Raw genomic sequence first — 25,626 nt, forward strand, 5'->3', positions numbered from 1 at the left:
CTTTTAAATCATTGATCCCACACGTTTGTTTAATTCCTCATAAAAATCTCTGGTAATGGATATTTTCCATGCTTCATCTAGATCAGAATTCATAGCATATTTATAGTTGTTCATTTTTGTTATTAATTGTCTTAAATCTTCTTGAAAATTAGTACAGATAATCATAATAGTATCCGTATCGATATTTGGAGTTTCTCGTATAATTTTCAATATATCGTTTATAGACATAGTTTTCTTTTTTACCTGAGCGGTTATTGTAGAGTTTGTTCGGTGAATGGTGAAATCATTAATCATTTCTATTCCTAAACTTGTAACATTTTCTCCTCTATTTAAAGAGTTAAATAGACAAAAAAGAGCACATATATCTTGGTACAAGTAACCCGCTGAGCTATACGATCCTCCTGATAATCTGGGACCGAAATATGATGGGAAATTCATTTATATATCTCCTTTTACTTTAATGAATTTTGAAGGAAAAATCATGATACTTTTGGAGAGCACATTTTGCTTGTTCGGTGAGCGTTTAGACTATAATTAACGTAGTATCGATTGGTATTAGTGAGTTCGCTTCGAAAGGTATTGAGTCTTTCTTCTTAAATGAGCTGGTTAAATTTAGGATATCATAAATCGGTTCTTGGCTCTTATTAAATATATACGATTTATAATTCGATGCTATAAAATTTACTGCTAGAATTAAGAAGGTATAGTATAACTAAACTTACCATAAATAAAAAATTATATTACAAAGTAAGATACTGTATCTCTATATATGTGAAATGAGGATGAAAAAAAAAAAGTATTAATTGATGGGCTCTTATAGCTTATTTCTTTTGAATTAGAAACGTTGATGCTAAGCTAATATACTTTCTATTAAGTATTACATAAGCTATTTCAGGTTTTATTCTATCCAATGAGTCTATTAAAGAAAACAGTAGACTACGTGTACTATCACTTTGATTAAAAGGAGACTCAGTGCTTGATGGGAATTGGTCACATTTTGATTTTTTTCCTAGATATTTTGTTTGTTGTTATTATGGCGCTCTGGGCTTACCTCAAAACACTCCAAGGAAAACAAGATTAGGTAACAGGATTTACAAAAAAACCTTGTGTTGTAGGGAGGGATTGTAGATAGAAAATACAAAGAATATGTGGATAATTTAAGTGATACGAAGGTGGAATAGCTAAGTAACGATATAAACACACAAATTTACGTGAACATTTTTATTAACACTACGAAATTTAAGATTTATAACCAAGAAAGAATATTATTGGAATTCGGTTTAATCTGTTGGTTATGAGTTCATTTGCTTCTTTCCTATCATGAAAATTTAGTATATGCAATGACGATTCTAGAGCTCTTTATTATGTTTTAAGAGAGACTTACTATATCTCGTACAGCTTTTATGAAAATATGTTAAGTGAACCACAATATTAGTATTTGTGGGTAAATATACAAAGGTGAATTAGCAGATAGCCTCACCAATTGTGAAAATATAGTACAGTTAGATAAATTTTTTAAAATGTGTCTCATTGATTATGACAACATGCAATCCGTTGGGAGAACGAATTATTTGTTGATATACACGTTCAACACAAAGAAATGTATCCCGTAGAATAATAATGTATCTAATAAAATATGCAAACACATCTGGCTGCATCTATGAGCCGGATGTGTTTGCATATTTTTCTTACCTACTGCGTATCCATTCTCGAACAGCAATCACTCGCTGACGATCACTTCTTCTCTTCGATATGATTCTCCGGTCTTCGCAGCTCGGATCGTTCAAAATCAACCGCCGCCAATCCCAATCGAATCAGAATGATCAGCATAACGCCTGTACCTACGACCAGATAGATCATCGTAAAATATTTTGCCAGATCCGATTGCGGACTCAAATTTGTATCTACCCCGGTTGGAATCAGACTGACAAATGAAAAATAAAACGCGTCCAAGATCGACCAGCCTTCCGTACTCCGATAAAATATCGTGCCCGACAGCAGAATAAACAGCAGCGTCGTAATGAGCGAGCGGAACAGTGGTTCTTTGCCTACTTTGAACAATGCTTGAATCAATCGCTTCAATGTTAATAAAAATGAGATCATCGCTCGTTTCCTTTCTATAGATAGATTCCTGTCTAGTTCGATTTTGGTATGGATTGTATTAGAGTATATCGTACCGCAAAAGTCATCGACAGACATACCTCTCCTTATATTCATAACCACTTTCGCTATTGTTTTATTGTAAACGCTTCCAAATATATCTAAAATGAGTGTGAAATCCACCGCGGACGATTTCGATACGATATGAAGGAGGGGTACGATTGTGAGAAAAGGCAATCTATTTTCCCGGTCTAACTGGGCGGCAGGGCTGGCGTTGTTGCTATTGTTCACCGGTTTGAGTCTGGGCGCGCAACAAGCACAGGCAGCAAGTGTGACGATTACGAACGGTACAGACTGGAAGGATACTGCTGGTAATGCTATCCAAGCGAACAGCGGCAATATTCTCAAAGTCGGTTCTACATACTACTGGTATGGCGAGCATGCAACTAACGGCACCTTTGACAAAGTGAATGTGTACAAATCCACCGATCTCAAAAACTGGACGTTTGGCAATAGCATCCTGACCAAAAGCTCTGCTACCGAACTGAACTCCAGCAAAATCGAACGTCCAAAAGTGATCTACAATGCTTCTACCAAAAAATATGTGTTATGGGCACATTATGAGAATGGCAGCGATTATTCGCTTGCCCGTGTAGCTGTCGCAACTAGCGATACACCAGATGGTAATTTTACGTACCAAGGCAGCTTCCGTCCATTGGATTATGAATCCCGTGATATGACCGTTTTCGTCGATACCGATGGCAAAGCATATCTGATTACTGCTTCCCGTCAAAATAACGGCGGTGCCAACAACTCTATGGCGATCTTCCAATTGAACGCCGCGTATACCAATGTATCTTCCTTTGTCGGCTGGGTGTTTGAAGGCGCGTACCGTGAAGCACCAGCAGTTGTGAAAAAAGGCAGTGCCTACTATCTATTCACTTCACAGGCATCCGGCTGGTATCCGAATCAGGGTGCATATGCCACATCCAGCTCCATGACGGGCACATGGTCGGCATTGTCACCATTTGGCGATCCATCCGCTTATGCAACCCAGATTCATTCCATCGCCACGATTACCGGCAGTGCGGGCACCAGCTACATCTATATGGGTGACCGCTGGAATCCACTAAATCTGAGCGATCACAAATTCATCTGGTTGCCGCTTACGCTTAACGATAGCGCTCGTACCGCTACACTGAACTGGTATAGCAGCTGGAATATTGATGCAGCAGCCGGTACGATCACCACACCAGCACTGACCAATCACGCGCAAGGCAAAACGGCAACTGCTATCTCATCCGCCAGCGCCAGCCCAGCATCCAATGCCAATGACGGCAATGCACAAACATCATGGGTAGCGTCTTCCGCTACATGGCCTGCATGGTGGCAAGTCGATCTCGGTTCCGCCAAAAAGGTCAGCGAGATCGATATCTCCTGGTTTATGTACAAAGGATCTGAAGGCTATTACAAATACAAAATCGAATACAGCACCGATGGCGTTAACTACACAACCATCGACCGTACGACCAATACAACGTATGGGTTTACAACGGATGCGGTCTCCTTTACCGCCCGTTATGTACGTATCAATATGGTGAACGCCGTATTGCACAACAATCCGAACAACTGGTATACGCCAACCTTGCACGAAGTGCGAGTGTATGGAAACTGATTGTTCTTCTAGGCAACTGCCTTATCATTAGAGAGCACATACAGAGCACAGACAAAAGACCAAATTTCGTTGTCATGGCGAAGTTTGGTCTTTTGCTATTGTCATAATACATATTCAAACTGAATTATTAGTGACTTTTTGTTGCTATTATACTAAAAGTAAGTTATATTGATATTATCTTAATATCAAAGTATAGATGTAGCGTGCATGACAAACAACCAAAGTCGTTTTATACCATCTACATGTGTATCTACAGCACTTCATCTGGCATATGCGTAAACCAACGTTCTTATCCTACATACATCGCACGCATCAGCCAGAACACAAATATTTCGTTGCTAAATAAATAACTATTGGACAAGGGGATAAGAATCATGAGCGAACTTACACAGATTATGAAACAAAGACGGTCAGCTAATAAATTTTTGCAGGATGTATCTGTTAGCCGACATGAGCTGGATGAGATTTTTGATCTGGTGAAATACAGCCCGTCCGCCTACAATTTGCAACATGCGCATTATGTTGTAGTGCAGGATGAAGAGAACAAAAACAAACTGTACGACGCTGCTTATAAACAATATAAAGTACTGACTTCTTCGGCAGTTGTGATCGTACTTGGTCATCTGGATGCACATTTGAACGCACCGCAAATCTATGAAGGGCTGCTGCATCTTGGTGTGCTCAACCAACAGGAATTTGATCAAATGGTAACTACAACGCAGGATGCTTACGAGCAGCAGGGCGAATCTTTTAAACGCGATGAAGCGATTCGCAATGCCAGTCTGTCGGCAATGTCGTTTATGCTGGCTGCTAAGGACAAAGGCTGGGATACTTGCCCGATGATCGGCTTCGATGCACAGGCAGTATCACAAGCGCTGAATATTCCAGATCGTTATGTGCCAGTCATGATGATTACGCTAGGCAAAGAAGATACGAGCAGTCAGCGTGTACGTGGCTACCGCAAACCGGTTGGAGAATTTGTTAGTTACGATCATTTTTGATTTTTGTTTTGAGCAGTAGTTTGATTACTATACAATTCATGAATATATAGAAAAAGTAGATTTCTCTAATATACAAAGGAACAAAAGACCTGTATCGCAGTAAAGCACGATTTTCGCATAATGGAGAATCTTTTGCAGCCTTACAGGTCTTTATTGCGCTATATACATAAGCTATTCTCGAAACAACGGTTTACAAATAGCATAATATCATCTAAAATACGTTCACAATAAACTGACATTGACGGGCATTGATAATATGTACAAACATGCCCCAAAGCTTTATGGCTTGAAAGGAGTAAAGCATGAATCAGATTCAACAAATGATCGATCATTACGGAGTGATGATTCTGGACGGCGCGATGGCGACCGAACTGGAAAAGGAAGGTGCACATCTGAACGATGAGCTATGGTCGGCACGACTGCTACTGGATAACCCGGAAGCAATCGCACGCGTACATACGCGGTATTTTGAAGCTGGAGCGGACTGTGCGATTACAGCGAGTTATCAGGCGACGGTAATTGGATTTATGCAGCATGGATTGAGTGAGCATGAAGCGGTGGAGATGATAGATCGTTCGGTGCAACTTGCAGTAGAGGCGCGCGACGAGTTCTGGAATCGATACACCGCGGAGCAGGCGGAAGCGCTATCGACTGGTGCTGCCGCATCGTCAACGTCTCCCGCACGCCCCAAGCCGCTAGTTGCCGCATCGGTTGGTCCATATGGTGCTTATCTCGCAGATGGCTCTGAATATCGCGGTGATTATGGCAAAATAGAGCAGGAGCTGTTCGACTTTCATTATGACCGTATCCGTATTCTGATTGAGGCAGGCGCGGATATTCTGGCATGCGAGACGATTCCATGTCTGGTGGAAGCACAGGCGATTGCGCGTGTGTTGCAGCATTTCCCCGGTGTGTATGCTTGGATTAGCTTTAGCGGTAAGGATGGGCAGCATATTAGTAATGGCGAAACGGTAGCACAATGTGCATCATGGCTAGAATCACAAGAGCAGGTAGCAGCGATTGGTATCAATTGCACAGCGCTGGAGCATATTCCGTCCTTGATTACTCAGTTAAAGCAACATACATCCAAGCCGATCATTGTCTATCCTAATTCCGGCGAGCAATACGATCCGGTAACCAAAACATGGCATGGTCAGGCGTGTGATCATGTATATGGACAGGATGCACAACAATGGTATGAGCTAGGAGCGCGGCTAATTGGTGGCTGCTGCCGAACAACGCCGGACGATATTGCAAGCATACAGGCTGCCTTGCGACCGAATGTGAACTGAGGAGAGACTGAGGAGAGGTAGGAGATCATGTCATTGGAACCGACGCAAACGAAGGCATCAAACGAACAGAGCAATACTGAACAACAGGAAGGACAATTTCAACGTAAAATGAAAAGCCGCCATCTGGTTATGCTATCGCTTGGCGGCGTTATCGGCACCGGGCTGTTTCTCAGCTCCGGCTATACGATCAATCAGGCGGGTCCACTTGGTACGATTATCGCTTATCTGGTCGGCGCATTGGTCGTCTATCTGGTCATGCTCTGTCTGGGTGAGCTATCGGTACATCTGCCAGTGACGGGAGCATTTCATACGTATGCGGCACGGTTTATCGGACCGGGCACTGGCTATATGATCGCCTGGATGTATTGGTTGACGTGGGCGGTGGCGCTCGGTTCGGAATTTACGGCAGCCGGATTGCTAATGCAGCGCTGGTTTCCAGACAGCTCGGTTTGGCTGTGGAGCGGAATGTTTGCAGTGCTGGTATTTTTGCTCAATGCCTTTTCGGTGCGGTCGTTTGCCGAAGCAGAATTTTGGTTTTCGGGCATTAAGGTAGCGGTCATTCTTGTCTTTATCGTATTGGGTGGTGCGGCGGTATTCGGGCTGCTACCGATGAAGGAGTCGAGTGGTGCGCCGTTATTATCGAATTTTACGAGTGATGGCGGGCTGTTCCCGAATGGCATTTTCCCGATCTTTATGGCGATGCTGTCGGTAAACTTTGCTTTTTCCGGTACAGAGTTGATCGGGATTGCAGCGGGCGAAAGCGTTGACCCGGAGAAACATATCCCGCGTGCGATCAAAGCAACTGTCGGACGTCTGATCATCTTCTTCGTCGGTACGATCTTCGTACTATCGGCGCTTATCCCGTGGCGACAGGCGGGCGTGATCGAAAGTCCGTTTGTGATGGTATTTGACCGGATCGGGATTCCGTATGCGGCGGATCTGATGAACTTTGTCATTATCACCGCACTGCTATCAGCGGCAAACTCTGGCTTGTATGCCTGCTCGCGCATGTTATGGTCGTTATCGTCAGAGCGTCTGTTGCCACCGGTATTCGGCAGACTGACACGCGCAGGTATTCCGCTGAATGCGATGATCTTCAGTATGATCGGTGGCGGATTGGCACTGCTGACGAGTGTAATTGCCCCAGATACGGTGTATATTTTCCTCGTATCAGTATCCGGGTTTGCGGTCGTTGTCGTCTGGATGGGCATCTCGGCATCGCATTATATGTTCCGCCGTCAATATGTGCGGGAAGGGAACCGAATCGAGGATCTCAAGTATCGCGCGCCACTGTATCCATTCGTGCCGATTGCAGCATTCGTACTCTGTCTGGCGTCATGTATCGGCATTGCCTTTGACCCGAATCAAAGTCTGGCATTTTATTGCGGACTAGCGTTTATGGTGCTGTGTTATGCCGCTTATTTTGTACAGAAAAAGTTGCAAGGTCAGAATATGGGCAACCACAATTAAACAAGCAACAAGCAACAAGCAACAAGCAACAAGCAACAAGCAACAAGCAACAAGCAACAAGCAACAAGCAACAAGCAACAAGCAACAAGCAACAAGCAACAAGCAACAAGCAACAAGCAACAAGCAACAAGCAACAAGCAACAAGCAACAAGCAACGAGCGACGAGCAATACGAGTACACATTGTAAAAAAGCACACGCTCTCCGAAGGGTATCGGAAGGCGTGTGCTTTTTGTTTGTAAGTATTAAGGATGATGCTAGCAAATGAAGGAATGAAATCCCTCTCATCGTGATCGCATCTCGATGAAGTTCAACGCATCATCTGCGTTATGCTAAATCATTGGACAGGATACATTAGTTAATGCTGTACGCGTAATGGTAGAGAGTACTAATATCTGCATTCAGCAGTGTGCCGTTATTGCGGAAGCTGATCGGAATGATGTCGTAGTAATGAGTCGATACCGGTCCACGATATGAATATTGACCGGCAGCTGGACCGATATTCATCGGAACTGAGAAATAACCAAGGCTATCCGTAGTGGCATTCACAGTAACAACTTTGCTGGCTACACGCGTTTGTACGGTAACGGATACGATACCGTTGGCAACCGGATTACCTGTTGCGTCAAATGCGCGCCCTTTTACGGTAATGTTATAGCCAACACGCCATTTTTTGCCTTGTCCGTAATCAATGAAGCCTTGAACTCCACGGTCAGATGTAATCTCACTGACAGCAACACGCGAGATTGCTGGTCCGACACTCAATGTATATGGGGTAGTGAGATCAAATTTGGATGGCGCGTAAACTTGGAAGTAGTAGCTACCTGCTGGCAATGTAATTTGTCCATCCTGATTTTGATTCAGGGAACCGAGGTTTTGCAGGTTGGCATTCCACACTTGGACAATGTATGTTCCGTTGGACGATGTATTGTTCAGACGCAGGTTTAGCTTCGTTTGCGCTGTGAGCGTGATTTTGCTCCAGTCTTCGTCGAACAGGTTATCGATATTTTGCTGGCTGACAAACGCTGCACCGCGATTTTTGGCGAAGAATGGATTGTCATCCGGTTCGCTCTGATCGTAGCTGTCTGACAGTACAGTAGACAAGGTAAACGGATTGCTGGTGTCAGCACCTTGATACGATGTAACGCTGATAAAATAATAACCTGGCGTAGCGATATGACTTAGCAGCTCGTATTGCCCTGCTCCTTTGGTAGAATACGATACTTGCTCCAGTGTGGATGTGCTCTCATTGAGATGATACAATGTCAGATCATAATCCAGACTAGTATTGCCAGCGACCATAATGGCAGTTAATTTCAATGCACTGGCTACATTCACATAATACCAGCGTGCGCCGCCTTGCTGATCGATATAACCGGAAACAGCAGTGCCAGTACTAATAAATTGCGCAGTATCCGGTGACGTATTGCTGCCGTATGTATCATCTGTTGCAGTAGCAGCGGCAAAGCTGCGGGCAGATGGAGTATTCGACAGTGGGATGTTTTGCGCCGGTGTGGATTTGCTGTTATGTACGTTGGCGGGTTGAACATTGGTGGATAACGGCTGCACAGTCTGATTCTTTTGAATCGTAGTTCCAGAACTGCTCTGCGCTAGTGCGCTTGGACTCATACCAGCAATACCAATAGACAAGGCAAGAGCTGCTACGCTCATTAACTTCAATTTCATGTAATAATCTCCTTTAATATGGATTTAATGACGATTTCAGTATAAATCGAAAACAGAAGATGTCAACCATTTTTTATACATAAAGTCCTAAAGTATCCAGCAGTAACGAATGAAATCGTGGTTCTTTGGACATGTTTGTGAATACAGCGGAGAGGCAACTTATGAATCTGCGAGACGGGTGTATTATTGATTGCAGGGAGTGAATAATAGCTATCCGCGGCAATATACAGACGTTATTGCATCGCCATTATGAGTGAACAAGCATGACCTGCTTATCCTATATATACAGCCTTTATAGCTTACAACATTGCATATGCAAATCTCGGCAAAAGCTGGGAAAATCCCCCCTCATCGGTTATAATAAAAATAAAGAAAGCAGACCAGGCAGGTACTCCTACTTACTGGGCTGCTTTTTGCCGTCTGTGCCAGCGTCTGGCTGTAAACAAGCATATATGAGGCATATATTTTGACGTCAGCGGCACGGATTAGAGCATTATGGCGATACATGACAGCATCTGCGAAGATGATTATGAATTTTATATGGACAATGATACTGGTCAGTCAAGTTTAGATAGATAGGAGTTTTGAATATGAGCGTACAGGCGCCTGTGATGCAGCAGGCTCAGGAATTGCTGCAAAAATATTTTGGGTATGAAGATTTTCGGGAAGGTCAGCGCAAGATTGTCGGCAGTTTGCTGGATCGCCACGATACGCTTGGAATCATGCCGACTGGTGGCGGTAAATCGATCTGTTATCAGATTCCTGCACTCGTGAACGCTGGCGTCACGCTGGTCATTTCACCGCTAATCTCACTGATGAAAGATCAGGTGGATGCGCTGGAAGCAGCCGGTGTGGCGGCAGCTTATATTAACAGCACACTGAGCGGACGCGAGGTGAATCAACGCATCAATGCCGCGCGACGTGGCGAGTTGAAGCTGTTGTATGTGGCGCCGGAGCGATTGGAGCTGGATTGGTTCCGCGAAGAGATGAACGGTGTGAATATTACTTGCCTTGCAGTCGATGAGGCACACTGTGTATCCCAGTGGGGGCATGATTTTCGGACAAGTTATCTGGAAATTGCACCGTTTGTTGATCAGATGCCGCAGCGTCCGATTGTAGCGGCATTTACAGCGACGGCGACACCGGAAGTACGCAGCGATATTTTGCGTTTGCTGCAATTGAAGCAGCCGGAAGTATTCATTACCGGGCTGGGACGGGATAATCTGTCGATGTCGGTATTACGCGGTACACAGCGTAAGGAATTTGTAATTGATTATGCGCGTACTCATGAGAGTGAATCGGGTATTATTTATGCCGCTACTCGCAAGGATGTGGATGATCTGTATAGCCGCTTGCTAAGCAGTGGTGTACAGGCGGGACGATATCATGCGGGCATGAGCGACGACGAACGGGATAGCAGTCAGGAAGCTTTTTTGTATGATGATATTCGGGTAATTGTAGCAACGAATGCTTTTGGGATGGGGATCGACAAGTCGAACGTACGGTATGTCATCCACTACAATATGCCCAAAAATATGGAAGCCTATATTCAGGAAGCGGGTCGTGCAGGGCGTGACGGCGATCCGAGTGAGTGTATTTTGCTGTTCAGCCCGCAGGACATTATGACCCAGAAGTTCCTGCTGGAGCAGAATATGAATGAAGGCGAGCGCAAGCATAACGATTATCGCAAAATGCAGCAAATGATCGACTATTGCTATACGACCAAATGTCTGCGCAATGCGATGCTGGACTATTTTGGCGAAGAACATGCGGCAGAGCCGTGCGGACAATGTAGCTCCTGCCGCGATAGTCGTGAGCTGGTTGATACGACAATTGAAGCGCAAAAGATCTTTTCATGCATTTATCGTCTGCGTGAGCGCTTTGGTGTATCAGTTGTCGCGCAAGTGCTCAAAGGTTCTCGTAACAAAAAAATCCTGCAATACAAATTCGATGAGCTGCCTACGCATGGTCTGCTATCGCATTTGACGGAAAAGGAAATCTCCGAGCGCATCAATGTACTGGCAGCCGAAGGCTATCTGCTGCTCACCGAAGGTCAGTATCCTGTCGTCAAATTACAGCCGCTAGCAGGCGATGTGCTCAAGGGGCAACACAAAGTGATGCAACGTGCACCAATGCCAGTCGCCGCATCGGCAGGTCGCACATCGGGCAGTCGTTCCCGTTCCGGTGGCGACGAGCTGTCTGCGGTAAATGAAACGATCTTCGAGCAATTGCGCCTCATTCGACGTGAATTGGCTTCTCGCGAAGGCGTGCCATCGTATATCATTTTCAACGATGCGACATTGCGCGAGATGAGCGTAGTCGAGCCACAAAGTGAAGGCGAGATGCTCACCGTCAAAGGGGTCGGCGAAGTGAAGTATCGCAAATACGGCGAACCATTCCTTGCCTTTTTCCAAAAGAAGACGATGGAGGAGAACAGCACGTTCGGAGACGAATATTAAGTCAATTGCAACGAGGATCGTATCCGTGAATTGGAGTCTGGCATGGTGAACATAACAGCGAAGCGATATTCCATTCAACGATCTATTGAATCTTAAAATGTACATGTATACAAACCTAGTAATGCCGGCGCATAAGTACCGCTGCTCGGTAATGAACCAAGAAACCCGCGCTTTACGAAAAGCTGCTGCCATCCAAACAATGAGAAGACATGCCTATCGGGCAGTTTCATTGTAGAGTGCAGCAATTATTTCGTAGAACGCGGGTTTTTGATTGGAGTTTGGCTGTTATAGATTCTGCGTATCCGATAGCGATTGCAATCGGTACTCACTTGGACTCATGCCATATTGCTGACGGAACAATCGGCTAAAATGAGCGGCATCGTTAAATCCCCAGCTTAGTGCGATGTCCATCACTGTTCGATGCAGCTGCCGACGATCCGCCAGCATACGAGCAGACTGCTGCAAGCGCTGATGCCGAATACACGCTGCGACTGACTGCCCTTCCGCTTCAAACAGCCGATGCAAATACCGAAGCGAAATGCCGAGATGGGCAGCAATCGCCGCCGGGCTCAATTGATGATCATTCAGATGTGCCGCGATATACGAATGCGCCGCTGTCCGATGAGCCAGCGCCAATGAATCGTTTTCTATCCTTGGTCGGTCGGCACCTTCAGCGAGATATAGCGCCGTCGATAGTAGATCGACAATGCTGTCTGACACCCGTAACCGAGTCGCTGGATCGAAATGATGATACGTAGACGATACCGTCCGCAAAAAACTCGATACCATCATCGTCACCGGATGCTGTCCGGGCATGCGCAGGGAGGTCAATTGCTCAGCATGTGTATGACGGTTTAATAGCAGCTGACGCGGCAATCGAAACACAATCTGCTGAAAGGGTTGTTCAAAATGAAGCACATACGGACGAGTTGTATCATATAATACAAAGTCACCCGGTTCTAAATTGGCTTCCCGTTTATCCTGCGACGTATAGCCATGCCCGGATACTTGTAAACTAAGTAGAAAATATTCTTCATTTGCCCGTGCAATCTGTTGTCGCGACCGAATCACATGCTGCGGATCGGAGAGAACGTCCGTGATCTGCAATTGCTCCAGCTGCCCAATCTCCAACCGCCCCGCAAAATCCGGTCGTACCGACAGATTATCCGCATCCAGCTGTACAAACACATCGCACAACGTTTCCCGCCAGTACGCGAATTGTTCGCGCTCCTTAACCTGTTCGGTTGATAAAATGGTCGTCATCTCGTTCCCTCCGTTTATCCGTAGATTACATACGATTATAGGAAAAATAAACAGAAAGTCAATGCTATACATCACCTTATGAGTCAACTAATATTACATATGTATATAAAAAATAGGGATAATGAGAAAATAAAATGAAAACAAAACTATGTATTCTCTATTTGTGCACAAAACGGCAAGTATCTGTACACGCATAGTCAAGACCTTAACACGAAGCGGAAATATAATGTTCATAAGCAGCAGATGATTCTCAAGCAGCGCAAACGATCATCTGAATCCATACCTATATTGCAGGAGGAATGAATATGACAACTTTTCCGAACTATCGTGTAGCCGCTGTACAGGCATCCCCGGTGATGCTCGATTTGGATGCAACGGTAGATAAAACATGTCGGCTGGTCGATGAAGCTGCCGCGGGCGGTGCGAAGCTGATTGCGTTTCCCGAAGCATTTATCCCCGGTTATCCGTGGTGGATCTGGATGGGTGATACGAATTACGGCATGAAATACTATATCGACCTGTACAAAAATGCAGTCGAGATTCCTGGTCTGGCAGTGCAAAAGCTTAGTGCCGCTGCGCGTCGTAACGGTGTCTACTTCTGTGTATCGGTAACGGAAAAGGATGGCGGATCACTCTATCTGACGCAGCTCTGGTTTGATCCAGACGGCAATCTGATCGGCAAACACCGCAAGCTAAAAGCGACCAATGCGGAGAAAACGATCTGGGGCGATGGCGACGGTAGTATGATGCCTGTATTCGAAACCGAGCTGGGCAATCTGGGTGGATTACAATGTTGGGAGCATATGCTGCCGCTTAATATTGCGGCGATGGCCTCGATGAACGAGCAGGTACATGTCGCTTCATGGCCGATTGGCTTACCATACGATGGGCATCTGTTTGGAGTAGAGCCGTGTGTTACTGCGAGTCGTTATTATGCGATGAGCAATCAGGTATTTTGCCTCGTATCTTCGCAAATCTGGACACAAGAGCAATGTGACCGTATTTGTGAAACAGAAGAACAGAAGCAATTTATGCAGCCGGGACATGGGTTTGCGCGTATTATCGGCCCGAACGGCAAAGACGTCGGCAATTCACTAGAGCATGACGAAGAAGGCATTATTTATGCTGATATCGATCTGGAACAGCTCATCCCGGGCAAATTTCTGATCGATAGTGCAGGGCATTATTCTACACCGGGCTTCTTGTCTCTGTCCTTTGACCGCACGGAGCATAAGCCGATCAAGCATATCGGCAGCGGTGCACAGAAGGTAATTGGTTATGACAGTATTCAATATGATCAGGATGTGCTCGTAAAATAAGATCATCTATAGCCGAACAGCAATAAGGGGAACCTGCCTATATGGTGGTTCCCCTTATTGCTGTTTATTGTGTATTCATTCGTGATCAGGCATACGGTACATAGTTACGCTTATACTCGTTACCTTGCCATTGATTCGAAGAAGCTTTATTTTATTTCTCCTGTTCAATTAAGCCGTTTTGCGGCGGAACAGTAGTTGATCCAGCGACCAGCCAGTATTGTTGCTCACTGCCAAATACAGAGCGACCAGAATGAACGACAGATCCAACTCGTAACCCGCCATTTGACCGTTACCCATCAGACCAGCAGACAGTTTCACCGTGAAGATCGCGCCGAGCAGAACGATAATTAGCAGAATCGATACATAACGTGTGAACAGACCAATGATCAGCAGAATACCGCCAACCAACTCAATCGGGGATACGATGTAAGCAAGGAAGCCGGGGATGCCAACGCTTTGGAACCAGCCGGATACACCCGCCATCGTCATTTGGAATTTACTGATGCCGTGAGCGAGAAATAGAATACCAAGCACAACACGCATAATAGTCGATACAACTGTTATTTTCATCATTGAACACTCCTTTAATAAATTGATTACTAAAAGTAATTTACAACCTGTTTGCTAGTATGTCAATACAAATATTATCTTTGTGTATATAATATTCGTGTAAGTAATATTTGTTGCGTCAACAAAAACAGTTGTAACCAAGCGGAATACAGGTGTCGGGAAGAGTCATTTTCTGCTCTTTTTGTATTATGCAAATCGTTAGGTTTATGACTGTGAGTAAGGTGTTATTTTACTGTAAGGACAACGATTGCCTTCCCATTCCCCCAACGGTATCATTAGAACACACGCGGTTCATCCCGTATATGTAAAGGAGAAACCTGACCATGGATATCGGTTCGACCATTCGTACGATCCGTAAACGGAAAAATATTACGATTGCTGCCATTTGTGAGCAAACCGGGTTATCTCAAGGCTTTATGAGCCAACTCGAAAACAACAAAACATCGCCTTCTATCGCTACATTAGAAAGCATTGCCCGTGCACTCAATGTGCCGCTTGCCTATTTGCTGTTAAGCAAAGAAGAACGCATGCATATCGTCCGTCAGGAAGAACGTCGACTGACTTCCGGTGGCGGTCAGCCGATGGAAGTGTATGAGCTAGGTGTGACGCGTAATATGCGTGCCGTACTGGTAGAGCTGCCACCGGGGCGTTCCAGTTCGGAAGCGGCGATTGCGCATGAAGGCGAGGAGATTCATACAATCGTGGAAGGACGCATCCGAGTCGAATATGGCGTGGATAGCGCGGAGCTGCAAGCTGGCGATTCCTTTAGCTGGAACGCCGTAGTGCCGCACCGGGTTACCAATATCGGGGAAGAAACAGCGCGCGTGCTGATCTCGGTCTATCGGGAAATGGAATGGAAGTGGGATGTATGAGCAAGTTATTTGATGTGTATATCGGCATCGATTACTCCGGTGCCGACAAACCAGATGCGCCTATCAAAGGATTGGCGGTTGCCGTCGCAGATGGAGCAGAGGAATGTCGTCTACTGTCTGCACAGGTCGTAAACAAAGCCAAAGGGCAGGCAGTATCATCTACAGTCCCCAACACTCAAGTCTCCCAAACCGTATCTCGATCAGACGCCAGCAGTTCATCATCGAAACGGGATAGCAAGATGCCGTCATCCAAGTCCGGCTTGTGGTCACGCCGCAGCATATATGAGTGGTTACGTCGCGAATTGCTGCATAGCAATAAGCGTATGATCATCGGACTCGATTATGGTTTATCGTATCCGCATAGTCAGTTGGAGCGACTACAGTTGCAGAATTGGGATGAGTTTTTGCAATGGAGTTATACGACGTGGAAGACAGATCGGCTGACGATGAAGCAAAGCAAGGAGCAGGTCGATTATATCAATTCCACTGACAAACGCTTAGTAGAGCGCGAATTCATCCCATCCACCAAAAGCGTCACCGATCTGGATCGCGTCTCCGGCATGCAAGGCGCCGTATCATATTCTACACACACTGGATTACCATGGATCTATCGACTGCGCCGCTGGCAAAAGCGCGGCATGAAGGTACATTTCTGGCCGTACGACGGACTGCACATGCCCGCTGATCATCATGTGATTACCGAAGCGTACCCGTCACTGTACCGTCGCCGGATGATGAAGGAGCATTGGAGCGCTGAATGGAGCGAACACGAACGCGACGCAATGTACATCGCCCGCTGGATGCAGTCGCGCGATCTGGAGCAGACACTGGCACCTTATCTGGCATTGCCAACATTGAGCGAGCAGGAGAAGCAGTTGATTTTGCGGGAAGGCTGGGTGTTGGGGTGTTTGTGAATATGAAGATAGAATATGTACAGCAAAGGAGAACCAGATATGGTGAACGTAAACGAGTGGCTACGTCGACATTTTGCACAGATGGATTTGAACGAACCGTTATTTTATCATGTTCCGTTAGGGCTGCGCTTTGAACTTGGATATCCGCCACGTGCTGTAGATGAAGCAACGTATTTTGAACAGTTACAGCAGCGTGCGGTTGAACTGTTTGAACAGCTGTTTGGAGACGGGCGGAAGATATATATTCGTACACGTTCTTTTGTCTGGGCGAATGAATTGGAAGGATACCAAGACAATCATGCAAAAGAACAGGACGATGGAGCGGATGCTCCCATCATCGAAAGATGGGAAAGGGATACCGTTTCCCTACATGACTTTTTAAATAAAGAGAGTGTTTCACTGATTGTAGAGGAAGAACGAATACCCGAATATGATGAAGATACCGGCGTCTTGGATGGATATCATATCTACTCTGGATTAGAATGCACAATAGCGGAAATAGATTATCCGGCATTGTTGGCTGCTGCAAGCTATAAAGACTTTCCGAATAAAGGACCGATGCTGCATGAACAGGTGTATTATATCGATCCTGTACGAAAATTGATCTTCTATATGTACGATGATCGCGGATTGGATATTGTCGGTCTGGATGATTCGCTACTACGACATCTGTATACTACATACAATGACTGGTTGCTGGATTACGATCGCGAACGTATGGATGCTATGTTTCATAAGGTAGTGAAAGGAGAAGATCAACAATGAGCTATAGCTGGGTTGGCAGCAGGTACATGTTTCTCGACGAGATCTCTGTGACAGAGCAGAAAGGTATACATATCGGTCGCTATGGCGGCAATACGCTAAGTGGAGCGAGCAAGAACGAAGATGGATTGATTGTACTACGCAGCGATACCGCTAGCTGGCGACTTGCGGTTGTATTGGATGCGCATAATAGTGCGGAGAGCGCGGCACTGGTCGTGGATCAATTGCTGGATCGGCAGGAGCAATTGACGACATTGATGGAGCGGGATGACGCGTGGGATACACTGGAGATCTATATGCTCAACTGGCTGGGCAGCAAGTCATTTCGCGAAGCCTGCCGTCAAGTGCAAGGCGAAACTGCATGTCTGATGGTATTTCAGATGGATCAGTATGTATGGTGGTTTTCGGTTGGCGATTGTGTTGCCTATTTGTTACATCCAGAGTTGGCGAAGCTGGGGCAATATGCACTGAATCAGCGCCAATTTTACGAATGGATCGGTCAGGTCAATACGTTCGACCAAGCGGTTCCTTGTTATAGTAGCGGACGACGCCAACTTCGCAGCGGCAGAAATCTGATCGTACTGCTAACTGACGGCATTCTTGAAGGAGCAGATCATTATTATGAGCAAGCTCCCGTACTATATGATGCGCTGTACAACGATAACAGCATGAGTTCCAACCTGCATCAACTGCTCAATCATCTGCATACAAGTCAGGCATATGACAGTGCAACGATTATTTGCTGGGAATACGACAATGCCGCAGAAGCAGATATTCCCTCTGATCAGAAGCGCGAGCAGGAGTAACCATGGAGCAAGCACAGATTATGATCAATAAGAGGAGAAGATGATGAATCGTAGAGCCGCAGGAATCGTCTTATTAACAATCGCCGCCTTCATGTATGCATTGCGTTACATATCTGCGGAACGGAGAAAAGGAAATAAGGGAAAAGGACGACTTTGGAGCTGTGAGAATTTACGAATGAACTCTTATCAGGAAATTCTCGAAGCTCCACCGGAGTCCGTTCCCTTATTCCTTTTTGTAGTGTATGTTGTATAACCCACCTTTTGAAAATATGGTAAGCTAACAATATCCTTGGACATTCTGATGTTGCAGGAGGCGTTCATATGCTGGAAACGGAACGATTGTATTTTCGACCTTACATGGAGCTGGAACGCGAAGTTATTTTCCGTTCTCGGCAAGTCTTGCTATATTCAACAAGTCCGTCAGTGTAAGTAACAGAATACGATGATGAAACGATGTATGACTATATGTGTTGTAAATGATTTGACCATGAATATCCAACCATCTTGGCATGGAAGCGAAGGGAACGATAGCATTGAACGATAGTAACTGTACGTCTACCGATGTATCTTCACAATCGAAGAGTCCAGCGCAACAATATGCGCTGCATGCTGATGATCTTGCTCGTTCATCAGCACTTGTGGCGGAAGATCATCGCCAATTGCCTGACGAGCAGCAACGGATTTTGGCGGCAACGTATGCTTTTGTAAAACAAGAACTGGGCGGCGAGACGAGCGGTCATGACTGGTGGCATATTCACCGAGTCGTTCAGATGGCGCGGCGCTTGGCGCTAGTAGAAGGTGCGGATGATTACATTTGCACGATGGCGGCACTGCTGCACGATATCGCTGACGAGAAGCTCAATCCTTCCAAAGAAGCCGGAATGCAGCGAGTGACCAATTGGCTGAGCGGTCAGCAGGTAGAAGACGAAGCGCAGCAGCATATCGTCTACATCATCGCCAATATGTCCTACAACGGTGGTAACAATCCGCCACTACCGACAATCGAAGGCAAAATAGTGCAGGATGCAGATCGTCTGGACGCGCTGGGAGCTATGGCGATTGCGCGCACATTTGTGTATGCCGGTCATGTCGGTGATATGATCTATGATCCAGATTTGCCGGTGCGTCATGAGATGAGCGCCGAGGAATATCGCAATGGACGCAGCACGGCGCTCAACCATTTTCATGAAAAGTTGTTCAAGCTCAAAGACCGCATCAATACATCGACGGCGCGCCAGATTGCGCAGGAGCGACATGAGTATATGGTGGAGTATGTCGAGCGCTTTTACCAAGAATGGAATGGGCAATAAAACTTTGCCAATGTTCACAAAGTAACCTATCATTTTCAAGCCGAAGCCGGGAATATAGATATAGCAAAAAGCACCTTGTCCGCTGTAGATGACAAAGGTGCTCTTTGTTATAGTTATATCCCAAACAGTTATAACAGTGCACATATCAATACCAACATAATAAATCCACATAGACTATACATCTGCTCCCAACTATTTCAATCAGCATAATCAGCCCATTCCACAATCAACCTACCAGAATCCAACTATCATACAGTCTCACATCGCCGCCCACCGTATACATCGTAATCTTCTCGCAGGTACGATCTGGAAAGATCAGACTCGTAATAGCATACATCCCATCCCCGGCAAACGCTTCAATTGAGCAGCGATCCAGCACAATACGCAGACTGAGATGACTGCTTGGCGGGATATGAACCTGTTGACCGCGCTGGAACAGTGGATGCGGCTCCAGATCAGATGAGCTGCTATGATCTCGCTTTACACTGAACAATTCGTTCGCTGCATTGTAGCTAATCACCGTATATTGTTCGGCCGTATGATGAATAATGATACCCATTTCCTGCAACCCATCATGCTGCATACGGAGTTGAATATCAGCGATGTTCAGCGGCTGTATGAGTTCATATGGTTGTTGCTCAGTGATCGTACATCCATTCAGTTTGTATTTCTCATGAAAATGACGTTCCAGTTCTGCAACCGGACGCTGGCAAATGAGCATCCGATTTTTGTATGGTCGCAGGGTCAACGTGCGTGGCAAGGTCATGGCGCCATTCCAGTTCGCTACGGGCAGTTCATCTGCATACCGCCAGTTGTTCATCCAGCCAATCTGAATTCGCTTTGGATCGCGCTGAGTGTGGTCAGTTAGGCTGATGCTCCCATAATGGTCGCGTCCGTAATCCAGCCACTGAATTCGGTTATCATCTGGCATGAACTGGCGTCCGTCAAAAGAACCGACAAAATACTGTGTCCGCGAGCCATTTCCAAGTGCAGGTTCGTCCGCCATGCTGATCAGCAATACCCATTTACATGATTCCGTGCCTTCGATATTCAGCCGAAACAGATCAGGATACCGCCATTGTCCTTCATGCGATCCATGCTTACTACCAAATCGGCTCGTTCGCTGCCAATTCAGCAAATTAGATGAACTGTAAAAGCATACATCTTGCCCGGTTGCCAGTACCATGATCCAGCAGCCCTTTGGACGATACCAGAATACACGCGGGTCTTGACACACAGTACCATTTTCCAGATCGGTCAGTACCGGATTCCCAGCATAAGGCATCCACGTTCTACCCCCATCATGACTATAAGCAATACCTATGTTCCATGACGGTATCGTCTGGTCAGCGGCATCCGGTGTATCGGTAATCGGTTGCTGACTAGTGGTAGGTTGCTGAGATGTATGGATAGCCACCATGCCAGGACCATCTGGGAACAGACCGGATGTATTACTCGTATCAACGACAACGCAACCTGATTGTGCCCATCCACGTTCATCCCATTGCATCTGCATATCCAGTTCTTGCCATTGGATAAGATCGGTACTGACAGCGTGTCCCCAGCGTATATTTTGTTGTACAGCATGATCCTGTTCATACCTGTAAAATAAATGATATTCTCCTCCCATATCAACCAGTCCACTAATATCATGTACACGATGATGGGTAGGGGCAAAATGAAGTCGGGGCTTGTACACTTGCAAATCGGAAGTTTCCATCCTGTAACCACCTTTCAGCAAAAGAATACATGCTTATTAATGATAACGCTTACAATAATCTTACTAATCTGATTCCAGCTCTAACGTGAACAGGGTAGTGATTCACTCCCTATTACTGTTATTGTATTCCAATTTTCCCATAACAACCATATGTAAAATGAAAAAAGAACCGTTTCGCTCAAACAAAACGGTCCAGTGATACTATATGGATAAAGCTGCGCATACATAAAACAGAAGATCGAAGGGAAGACAGGGTGTAATTTAGACGATGCTGGACACTTTGCGTGCTTGACAATCCAATTGCTGGGCAGAGGAAGCGAGCATATTGAACTCAGAAATGGCAACACCGATCTGATCCTGACTTTGCTGCACATCCTGTTGCACATTGGTAGTGCCGCTAGCGATTTTGTTAATTTCACGAGTAATCGAATCGACGCTATCTTTGACTTCAATGATCGATGCTTCGACCATACCGGATAGCTTGCGCACTTCTTTGGCAACGACGTCAAAGCCACGACCGAATTCACCTGCATGGGCAGCTTCAATCGCTGCATTGAGTGCAAGCAGATGAGTTTGGGAAGCGATATCGCGTATCGTCTGCACTACGTTCTGAATCGAACGCGCCTGCTGCTGCAAATTGCTCAATGTGGACGTATTTTCAAAAGCGACCGAAGCGATTTTATCAATGCTATGCAATAGATCGTTATTGCGTTTGATACCGCTTTCGGCACGTTCAGTCAGATCATCTGCCATCTGTTGCATATCGCTCACTAGAGTCGTGATATTGTTTTGGCGATCGGTAATATCGGTAGCGATTTTGCTGACGCTGATGACTTTGCGTCCGTCTTCGCTATAGACTGGCATATAGGTAGCTTCGAGCCAGAGCGCTCTGCCATTAGCATCTTTACGTTTGATCTTGTCTTGGAAGCTGCGACCGGCAAACAGACCACGCCACATCGCTTCGTATTCTGGACTGCTTGTCAATTCGGGAAAACAGAACTCTCTATGGTTCATCCCGTACATTTGTTGTGGGGTATATCCCATGGCAGCGGCGAATTTATCGTTGACATAAGCCACGCGACGTTCTTCATCAAAGCGAATAATAGCAAGATTGTTTTCCAGTGCTTTGACGACCAGTTCGTCGCTCACCTGATATTGTTGATGATTAATTGACATGTTGATTGCCTCCATCATTCGGTTTCCGTCTGTGTATGCTTTCTCTGTGCGGTCGCAATTCCAGTTGAAGTTCATTCACAAAATTTCATATAAGGCCGGTAACTCGCTGAATTAATATTGTGTATACTAATATATCGTATGCAGTCAATTATTTGATTAGGCAATTTGAATCATATTCAATAAAAAATGGCGAAATTATATTGAAATTGAATCAATTGCTAGGATATTAATAGCAAGCAACCTAATTAACGCTTGATTTGTCTGCATTTGCCTATTATTTTGAAGAGTACAGGTATAGGTAGGAGAAGAGAGGGGAGCAAAAACTGGCAAAAGCGCTCCTTATATATATCGGATGCTTTCGCCAGAACAATAAGTAAAATATGGTGACGCAAAAATGTGGATAGTGAAGAGTTAGATGATGCGAGTAATGCTGCTTGCCTGTACATCCAGTTGACGGGCGGAAGAAGCAAGTTCGCTGAATTCACTGAGGGCGCTTTGCACCTGCTGTTGTCCATGTTCCACATTGCGCTGCACATCGTCAGTACCTTTGGAAATGACCTGAATTTCGGTGGTGATGGAGTCAATATTTTGCTTGATTTCGATAATCGAAGATTGCACCATACCCGACAGTTTACGTACTTCTTTAGCCACGACATCAAAGCCGCGACCGAATTCACCAGCATGAGCAGCTTCAATTGCTGCATTCAGAGAGAGTAGATGCGTCTGCGATGCAATATCGCGAATCGTTTGGACAATCCCCTGAATCGATTTGGCTTGCTCCTGTAGTGTTTTCAGATTCTGATTGTTCTCGGCGGCAACGTCTGCGATCGACTCGATACTGACGAGCAGTTCCTGATTACGCTTGGTGCCGACTTCGGCGCGTTCACTCAGATCGTTAGCCATCTGCTTCATCTCTTGCATCAGCTCCGAGATATTGCGTTGTCTTGCTGTAATATCTGTGGCGATTTTGTTAATGCTAATAATCTGGCTACGATCTTCGTTATAGACAGGCATATACGTCGCTTCCAGCCAGATCACATTGCCATGAGCGTCCATGCGCTTGAACTTGTCCTGAAAGCTGCGACCGGACATCAGACCATTCCACATTTGCTCATAATCCGGGCTGTTGACGAATTCTGGGAAGCAGAATTGTTTGTGATACATTCCGAGCATCTCTTCTTTTCGATATCCCATAGCTTGTGCAAAATTATCATTTACATAGGCGACCTGACGATTGAGATCGAAGCTAATAATCGCTAGATGATCCTGCAATGCTTTTATAATCAAATTCTCTCGAACATCCCGACTTGTATTCTGCGTATCAACATTGTTTAACATAATAGGTGGCTCCTTCAATTCTCAAACTGGCGCGGTATTCTCAACCACGTTGTACTCTTCTTCCGACCGCAATTCATAGTACTGCACGTACACGATAAGCCATACCAATCTAATATGTACAAACGCAAAAGGTGTATGCTGGCTTTCAAACCGGACTGCTGTATCCATGGGTTGACAAACTACAAACGACATATAAAAAGACAGGCAGACAGCGGCAGACTTCTAAGCATCATTGATACTTTTGATAACGACAGGGCAAGGGGATAAGTACATATAAACCGACCGACCTACCAAGTAAACATGTAAAAAATATCAGCTTTTAAAAAGAATGTTAATTGTGTAGGAATACTCCTTTCTGTATGGAGGGCGATTGTTGTTCTTTGTACACAGGAACGATATACTAAAAAGTAAGGTTCAGTGACCGACGTCCTGTATGCCATGACTATTATTGCCCTGACCTGTATTGTCTGTCTATGTCAAAGCGATGTTCCCGTTTATTCTTGGGCATCGGTTGTATACGTATTATAAAATAATTGCAGCATACGTAAATCGTAAAAAAGAACTATTGAAACGTAAAGAAGCTATAATCTTAAGTGTTGAGTGTTGTTTGCAGTAAGGGTTACATAGGATTGATTACATGAGCATGGACACAACCTGACCTACATTTGTACCGCAAAGGAGGAATAGATGATGAAGCGTTTTGTCGATCCTTTGTTTGAGCCATACACCGTTTACAATATACTTGTGCATGGAGGCAGTATTCTTGTACGCTGTCCCAAATGTAACGGTCCAGCAGAGATTCGCGAAGATACAGAGATTCTTGAGGACGAAGAACAATGCATCACCCGCCTGCAATGCCAGCATTGTCTGTATGCAGCAGAACCTGCTTCCAGTTATACGTATCGTGTTGCCGCTAACTGCAACTGTTGTGAGCGCTGGTTTAACGAGGAACTGACCGATCAACGCCAATTTACGCAAAAGTACGTTCATTTCCCATGCCCTTATTGCCAGAGCGATAACGTGCTACAAGTGAACAAGCGTGCCAGCGGCGTCTGGCGTATGCCGCGTATTGTCGATGGACGTGATCCGATGTTCGGACTAGAACTGTATTTCAAAGATTCCTATCGCGGCAATCCAGTATGGGCATTGAACCGCGACCATCTGAATTACCTACTAGATTACATCGCCGCGGATCTGCGCGAACGCCCACCGTACGGCTACCCGCGTACCGCATCGTATCGGCTACCGCGTTATATGAAAGAAGCCAAAAACCGCGAAGGTTTAATTCGTCTATTAACGCGCATGCAAAACGCATAATCCGTCCAATAAAGGTCTGATGCAATCTTCAAATACGATAACCGGATAACCGTCGCCAAAGGAGTGAATCCCATGAGCCGCTACGAAGACCGGCTAAACGACTACAACCGTCGCCGTAATGCCGACCGCCTTCAATTCAACACATTACAAGAACTGGTCGCCATTCGTGGACAATTGCATAACCAATGGCTACACACCAACGTCGATCAATGGAACCAAGATCCACTCCATACGCCAGTATATTATTTTAACGAAGACTGGCTCTACGATCAGCAGGATGTTAACCAAGCTACCGAACTTCCAAATGGCGATATCATCCCCAACGACTTGCTGGATGAACATCTGCAAACCTGGTTCGAGCTGGCAACCTTCGAAGACGTCGTCGACGTCCTGCACCAAGCCCAACAACCCGTCACCCTGCCCATGATCATAATCGCCCTAAAATACTATCACGAATACGACGCATTCCTAGACTACGACCAAGTCGAAGCCAAACTGCGTCTACACAACACCCTACAACAAGTCGCCAACAACCAAAACAACCCAGAATAAAAGCGATTATATATGAACGATACTGT

The 25,626-nt window shown here is 45.5% G+C and carries 21 protein-coding genes; 13 read left to right on the forward strand and 8 right to left on the reverse strand.

Annotated elements, in window-relative coordinates:
• Window positions 1-3: 3 nt before the first annotated feature.
• On the reverse strand, window positions 4-438 hold the full coding sequence (locus tag ACE3MZ_RS06475; protein ID WP_411345644.1) for a dsDNA nuclease domain-containing protein: 435 nt from the start codon (window positions 436-438) through the stop codon (window positions 4-6).
• 1,296 nt (window positions 439-1,734) lie between these two features.
• Window positions 1,735-2,103: a potassium channel family protein gene (locus tag ACE3MZ_RS06480; RefSeq protein WP_411345645.1), complete on the reverse strand. Its 369-nt coding sequence runs from the start codon at window positions 2,101-2,103 to the stop codon at window positions 1,735-1,737.
• A gap of 265 nt (window positions 2,104-2,368) precedes the next feature.
• Between ACE3MZ_RS06480 and ACE3MZ_RS06485 the strand changes: the two genes are divergently transcribed.
• The 4 genes from ACE3MZ_RS06485 to mmuP all read left to right on the forward strand — a co-directional run bounded on the left by ACE3MZ_RS06485 (window position 2,369) and on the right by mmuP (window position 7,538).
• Entirely contained in the window at window positions 2,369-3,775 is a 1,407-nt protein-coding gene (locus tag ACE3MZ_RS06485; protein WP_411346718.1) for a family 43 glycosylhydrolase, read from the forward strand.
• A gap of 374 nt (window positions 3,776-4,149) precedes the next feature.
• A complete protein-coding gene (locus tag ACE3MZ_RS06490; protein WP_411345646.1) occupies window positions 4,150-4,776 on the forward strand; it encodes a nitroreductase family protein in 627 nt (208 codons plus the stop codon).
• Window positions 4,777-5,078: 302 nt separating this feature from the next.
• Window positions 5,079-6,068: a homocysteine S-methyltransferase gene (gene mmuM, locus ACE3MZ_RS06495; protein WP_411345647.1), complete on the forward strand. Its 990-nt coding sequence runs from the start codon at window positions 5,079-5,081 to the stop codon at window positions 6,066-6,068.
• Between the two features lie 27 nt (window positions 6,069-6,095).
• Window positions 6,096-7,538, forward strand: a complete 1,443-nt coding sequence (mmuP, locus tag ACE3MZ_RS06500; RefSeq protein WP_411345648.1) for an S-methylmethionine permease — start codon at window positions 6,096-6,098, stop codon at window positions 7,536-7,538.
• Window positions 7,539-7,890: 352 nt separating this feature from the next.
• On the opposite strand, the gene ACE3MZ_RS06505 is transcribed toward mmuP, so the two are convergent.
• Complete coding sequence (locus ACE3MZ_RS06505) at window positions 7,891-9,222, reverse strand: carboxypeptidase-like regulatory domain-containing protein (protein ID WP_411345649.1); 1,332 nt, start codon at window positions 9,220-9,222, stop codon at window positions 7,891-7,893.
• Window positions 9,223-9,812: 590 nt separating this feature from the next.
• Between ACE3MZ_RS06505 and recQ the strand changes: the two genes are divergently transcribed.
• Window positions 9,813-11,681, forward strand: a complete 1,869-nt coding sequence (gene recQ, locus ACE3MZ_RS06510; RefSeq protein ID WP_411345650.1) for a DNA helicase RecQ — start codon at window positions 9,813-9,815, stop codon at window positions 11,679-11,681.
• Window positions 11,682-11,966: 285 nt separating this feature from the next.
• On the opposite strand, the gene ACE3MZ_RS06515 is transcribed toward recQ, so the two are convergent.
• A complete protein-coding gene (locus ACE3MZ_RS06515; protein ID WP_411345651.1) occupies window positions 11,967-12,944 on the reverse strand; it encodes a helix-turn-helix domain-containing protein in 978 nt (325 codons plus the stop codon).
• A 305-nt stretch (window positions 12,945-13,249) separates the two neighbouring features.
• Here ACE3MZ_RS06515 and ACE3MZ_RS06520 point away from each other — a divergent pair, with 305 nt between their 5' ends.
• Entirely contained in the window at window positions 13,250-14,263 is a 1,014-nt protein-coding gene (locus ACE3MZ_RS06520) for a carbon-nitrogen hydrolase family protein (protein WP_411345652.1), read from the forward strand.
• A 168-nt stretch (window positions 14,264-14,431) separates the two neighbouring features.
• Here the strand turns inward: ACE3MZ_RS06520 and ACE3MZ_RS06525 are convergent, their stop codons facing one another.
• Window positions 14,432-14,836 (reverse strand): DoxX family protein, encoded by a 405-nt coding sequence (locus ACE3MZ_RS06525; protein WP_411345653.1) that lies wholly within the window; start codon window positions 14,834-14,836, stop codon window positions 14,432-14,434.
• Window positions 14,837-15,156: 320 nt separating this feature from the next.
• Between ACE3MZ_RS06525 and ACE3MZ_RS06530 the strand changes: the two genes are divergently transcribed.
• The 5 genes from ACE3MZ_RS06530 to ACE3MZ_RS06550 all read left to right on the forward strand — a co-directional run bounded on the left by ACE3MZ_RS06530 (window position 15,157) and on the right by ACE3MZ_RS06550 (window position 19,497).
• Window positions 15,157-15,705 carry a helix-turn-helix domain-containing protein gene (locus tag ACE3MZ_RS06530; RefSeq protein ID WP_411345654.1) on the forward strand — a complete coding sequence of 183 codons (549 nt, stop codon included), beginning with the start codon at window positions 15,157-15,159 and terminating at the stop codon, window positions 15,703-15,705.
• Window positions 15,702-16,619: a hypothetical protein gene (locus tag ACE3MZ_RS06535; RefSeq protein ID WP_411345655.1), complete on the forward strand. Its 918-nt coding sequence runs from the start codon at window positions 15,702-15,704 to the stop codon at window positions 16,617-16,619. The genes ACE3MZ_RS06530 and ACE3MZ_RS06535 overlap by 4 nt, the downstream gene beginning before the upstream one ends.
• Window positions 16,620-16,658: 39 nt before the next feature.
• Entirely contained in the window at window positions 16,659-17,384 is a 726-nt protein-coding gene (locus tag ACE3MZ_RS06540) for a DUF3885 domain-containing protein (protein ID WP_411345656.1), read from the forward strand.
• Window positions 17,381-18,187 carry a protein phosphatase 2C domain-containing protein gene (locus tag ACE3MZ_RS06545; protein WP_411345657.1) on the forward strand — a complete coding sequence of 269 codons (807 nt, stop codon included), beginning with the start codon at window positions 17,381-17,383 and terminating at the stop codon, window positions 18,185-18,187. The genes ACE3MZ_RS06540 and ACE3MZ_RS06545 overlap by 4 nt, the downstream gene beginning before the upstream one ends.
• A gap of 533 nt (window positions 18,188-18,720) precedes the next feature.
• A complete protein-coding gene (locus ACE3MZ_RS06550) occupies window positions 18,721-19,497 on the forward strand; it encodes an HD domain-containing protein (RefSeq protein ID WP_411345658.1) in 777 nt (258 codons plus the stop codon).
• A gap of 226 nt (window positions 19,498-19,723) precedes the next feature.
• On the opposite strand, the gene ACE3MZ_RS06555 is transcribed toward ACE3MZ_RS06550, so the two are convergent.
• The 3 genes from ACE3MZ_RS06555 to ACE3MZ_RS06565 form a co-directional block, all read right to left on the reverse strand.
• On the reverse strand, window positions 19,724-21,217 hold the full coding sequence (locus tag ACE3MZ_RS06555) for a glycoside hydrolase family 32 protein (RefSeq protein WP_411345659.1): 1,494 nt from the start codon (window positions 21,215-21,217) through the stop codon (window positions 19,724-19,726).
• Window positions 21,218-21,478: 261 nt separating this feature from the next.
• Window positions 21,479-22,393 (reverse strand): methyl-accepting chemotaxis protein, encoded by a 915-nt coding sequence (locus ACE3MZ_RS06560; protein WP_411345660.1) that lies wholly within the window; start codon window positions 22,391-22,393, stop codon window positions 21,479-21,481.
• A 411-nt stretch (window positions 22,394-22,804) separates the two neighbouring features.
• Window positions 22,805-23,731 carry a methyl-accepting chemotaxis protein gene (locus ACE3MZ_RS06565; protein ID WP_411345661.1) on the reverse strand — a complete coding sequence of 309 codons (927 nt, stop codon included), beginning with the start codon at window positions 23,729-23,731 and terminating at the stop codon, window positions 22,805-22,807.
• 687 nt (window positions 23,732-24,418) lie between these two features.
• Here ACE3MZ_RS06565 and ACE3MZ_RS06570 point away from each other — a divergent pair.
• Window positions 24,419-25,048, forward strand: coding sequence for a hypothetical protein (locus ACE3MZ_RS06570; RefSeq protein ID WP_411345662.1), 630 nt, complete (start codon window positions 24,419-24,421; stop codon window positions 25,046-25,048).
• Window positions 25,049-25,120: 72 nt separating this feature from the next.
• Window positions 25,121-25,600: a hypothetical protein gene (locus ACE3MZ_RS06575; protein ID WP_411345663.1), complete on the forward strand. Its 480-nt coding sequence runs from the start codon at window positions 25,121-25,123 to the stop codon at window positions 25,598-25,600.
• Window positions 25,601-25,626 lie beyond the last annotated feature (26 nt).

Source organism: Paenibacillus sp. WLX1005 (assembly GCF_046603685.1).
In the GTDB taxonomy this organism is placed as follows: Bacteria; Bacillota; Bacilli; order Paenibacillales; family Paenibacillaceae; genus Saccharibacillus.